The following is a 3,126-nucleotide window of genomic DNA, read 5'->3' as shown; positions in this document are numbered from 1 at the left end:
AAATTTTCTATATCTTTTTTTTCTTTAATTTTCTATATCTTTTTTTTCTTTTATCTCGTCAAGTATATATTGTTTATCAGCTTTCATATATTGAAGAAGTCGCCATTCGAATTCATGCACTCTTTCAATTTCGATATTATCCAAAAATCCTTTCGTGGCGGCAAATAATATAACTATCTGCTCTTCTACGGGAATCGGGCTATACTGTTTTTGTTTTAATAATTCAACCATTTTAGCGCCTCTGTCGAGTTGGGATAAAGTCGCTTTGTCGAGTCCGATTCCAAGTTGAGAGAACGCTTCCAAAGACCTATATGAAGCCAAATCGAGCCTTAAAGTTCCAGAAACTTTTTTCATAGCTTTTATTTGAGCGTTTCCTCCGACTCTCGAAACGGAAATTCCGACATCGATTGCGGGACGAACTCCGCTCATAAATAAACTCGGAAGCAAATATATCTGCCCATCGGTAATCGATATGACATTTGTAGGTATATATGCGGAAACTTCGTTATCTTGAGTTTCGATTATTGGGAGAGCGGTTAAAGAACCTCCGCCCAAATCATCGCTTAATTTTGCCGCCCTTTCAAGCAAGCGCGAATGTAAATAAAATACATCGCCTGGAAAAGCCTCTCTTCCAGGAGGACGTCTCAATAGAAGAGAAATTTGTCTGTAAGCGTTAGCCTGTTTAGATAAATCATCATAAACTACCAAAGTGTCTTTTTTTTCTTCATACATAAAATATTCAGCCATTGCGCATCCAGAATAAGGAGCTATATACTGCAAGGGAGCGGAATCGGACGCCGTTGCAGCCACGACTATCGTATAATCCAAAGCTCCGTAATGTCTTAAAGTATTAACGACTCCAGCGACTGTGGAAGCCTTTTGTCCTATCGCCACATATACGCATATAACATCTTTTCCTTTTTGATTTATAATCGTATCCAAAGCGATAGAAGTTTTTCCCGTGCTTCTATCTCCGATTATAAGCTGTCTTTGTCCTCTTCCAATCGGCGTCATCGAATCTATAGCCTTTATTCCCGTTTGCAGAGGCTCTTTTACCGATTGCCTATCCGCTATTCCTGGCGCTGGAAATTCTATTACTCTTTTTTTATCCGAGTTAATATCTCCTCGTCCGTCTATAGGAGTCCCTAAAGGATTAACTACTCTTCCCAAAAGAGTTTCGCCGACTGGAACTTCCAATATTCTTTTTAATCGACTTACCTTGCTTCCTTCTTTTATCGCCGTATAATCTCCAAGAACTATCGCTCCTATAGTTTCTTCTTCCAAATTAAAAGCTATTCCAATCGAACCGCATTCAAAAGTAATCATTTCGTTAGCCATTATATGAGGAAGTCCCATAACTCTCGCGATTCCGTCTCCCACTTCGACTACTACTCCGACTTCGTTTGGAGAAAAATCCGCCTTATAATTTTTAATCTCTTCTTTTAAGATAGCCGCAATTTCGTTAGCTTTTATATTCATAAATATTCCTCTTTTTAATCTTTACTTTTTAATTATTTTCCGCAAAAAGCGAATCCTTTACATTTTCCAATAATCTTCGGACGCTGTAATCGTAAATAACATCGTCAATTTGCACTATTATTCCGCCCATTATCGACTCGTCTATTTCAACGGTAAAATGAACATCCTTATCTACCATATTTCTTATTGACGATTTCAACGCTTCAATATTTTCTATTTCCGAAGAAGCTATGATTTTAGTCGACAAAATATTATAATATTCGTTGCATAAATTTTCGTATTCCACTATTATTGCCACCAATATATTAATCAAATCTCTTTCTATCAATATAGACAGAAGATTAAAAGTTTCTTCGGCAATGCTCTCTCCGTAAACTTTTTTCAATATTCCGATTTTTATGTTTCCGTCAACGAAAGCGGAAGTAAAAAACGAAAGAACATCTTTATCGATAAGCATGGAAGAATAAACCGTATTAAAGTCGTTTTTTATGGTTTCTATTTTTCCAAGCTCCTGCGCCGCATCGAACATCGCTTTTGCATAATTTCTTGCGCTCGCTTCGTTTTTCACTATGCGGGTAAATCTGCTCGCTTTTTCTTTAGTAATTTCTTTAAGTATTTCTTTTTTCAAATTACTTAAAATATTATCAGTCATAGAATCCATATTTTCTTAAAATCCTAAAATATTTTAAAAATTTTATTTCCGCCGCTGTTTATAAATTTATCTTGCAGACGATTCACTTGATTTTTTACGCTATAATCGTAAACAACGGAATCGACATGAACGATTATTCCGCCGATAATATCTTTATCCGTTTCGGTTGTGTAAACTATATCTCCCTTTGAAAAACATTTTACGGTTTTGATTATATTGTCTACGGTTTCTTTGTCTATTTCGTCCGCGGTGATTATTCTTACTCGAACTACATTATAATATTCGTCCGATATTTCTTTATAAAAACTCAATATATCGGGCAGAATTTCCATAACCTCATGTTCCATTAATATTGATATAAAAACAAAAGTCGCTTTAGAAAAAATAGGTTTAAGTTTATTTTCTATTATTTCTCTTTTCTTTTTTTTAGGAACGCTTTTGTCGACAAAATATTTTTTTATATCTTCATCTTGAAACAATTTTGAACATTCGACAAGCTCGTTATAGATTTTATCGACCATATTTAATTCTCTGGCTATTTCAAATATCGATTTAGCCGTAGGTTTCAAAAGTTTTATTTTATCAATATCTTTCATTTCCGCTCAACCTTTAAGTTTTTTAAAGTTTTTCCGTTTTAAAGTTTATTTTCTTTTTCCACATTATTAATAAACTCGTCAATCAAAGCCTGATTATCTTCTTTCGTTATATTTCTTTTAAGTATGGTTTCCGCCATAACAACCGCAATATCAACAGTCTGCTTTCTCATATTATTTGTAACTTCTTCTTTCGCCCTGTCTATTTCAAGCATGATTTTATTCTTATTCGCTTCCGCTTCTTCTCTCGCCGCGCTTATAATATTTTCTCTGACTCTTGCCGCCTCCACTCGAGCGTTTTCTATGATAGAATTTGCCTCGTTTTTAGCGTTGTCTATCTGCTCTCTATAAGCTGCGAGAGATTTTTTAGCAGTTTCTGCGAGAGATTTTTTAGCAGTTTCT

General features: G+C 35.0%; 4 protein-coding genes. All 4 read right to left on the bottom strand.

Going from position 1 to position 3,126, the window contains the following annotated elements; translation table 11 throughout:
• Positions 1-24: 24 nt before the first annotated feature.
• Entirely contained in the window at positions 25-1,479 is a 1,455-nt protein-coding gene (atpA, locus tag EZH24_RS09345) for a F0F1 ATP synthase subunit alpha (RefSeq protein WP_137998890.1), read from the bottom strand.
• A gap of 28 nt (positions 1,480-1,507) precedes the next feature.
• Positions 1,508-2,140: an ATP synthase F1 subunit delta gene (atpH, locus tag EZH24_RS09340; protein WP_137998889.1), complete on the bottom strand. Its 633-nt coding sequence runs from the start codon at positions 2,138-2,140 to the stop codon at positions 1,508-1,510.
• Positions 2,141-2,154: 14 nt separating this feature from the next.
• Entirely contained in the window at positions 2,155-2,727 is a 573-nt protein-coding gene (atpH, locus tag EZH24_RS09335) for an ATP synthase F1 subunit delta (RefSeq protein ID WP_137998888.1), read from the bottom strand.
• Positions 2,728-2,765: 38 nt separating this feature from the next.
• A partial coding sequence (locus EZH24_RS09330) for a F0F1 ATP synthase subunit B family protein (protein WP_137998887.1) occupies positions 2,766-3,126 on the bottom strand: 361 nt, incomplete at its 5' end.

This window comes from Brachyspira catarrhinii, assembly GCF_005518285.1.
GTDB lineage: Bacteria > Spirochaetota > Brachyspiria > Brachyspirales > Brachyspiraceae > Brachyspira > Brachyspira catarrhinii.
This window is presented reverse-complemented; position numbering and strand designations above follow the sequence as displayed.

Bases quoted from the DNA above. Each gene is read 5' to 3' on its own strand.
- atpA (WP_137998890.1), bottom strand. From the start codon at position 1,479: ATGAATATAAAAGCTAACGAAATTGCGGCTATCTTAAAAGAAGAGATT.
- atpH (WP_137998888.1), bottom strand. From the start codon at position 2,727: ATGAAAGATATTGATAAAATAAAACTTTTGAAACCTACGGCTAAATCG.
- atpH (WP_137998889.1), bottom strand. From the start codon at position 2,140: ATGGATTCTATGACTGATAATATTTTAAGTAATTTGAAAAAAGAAATA.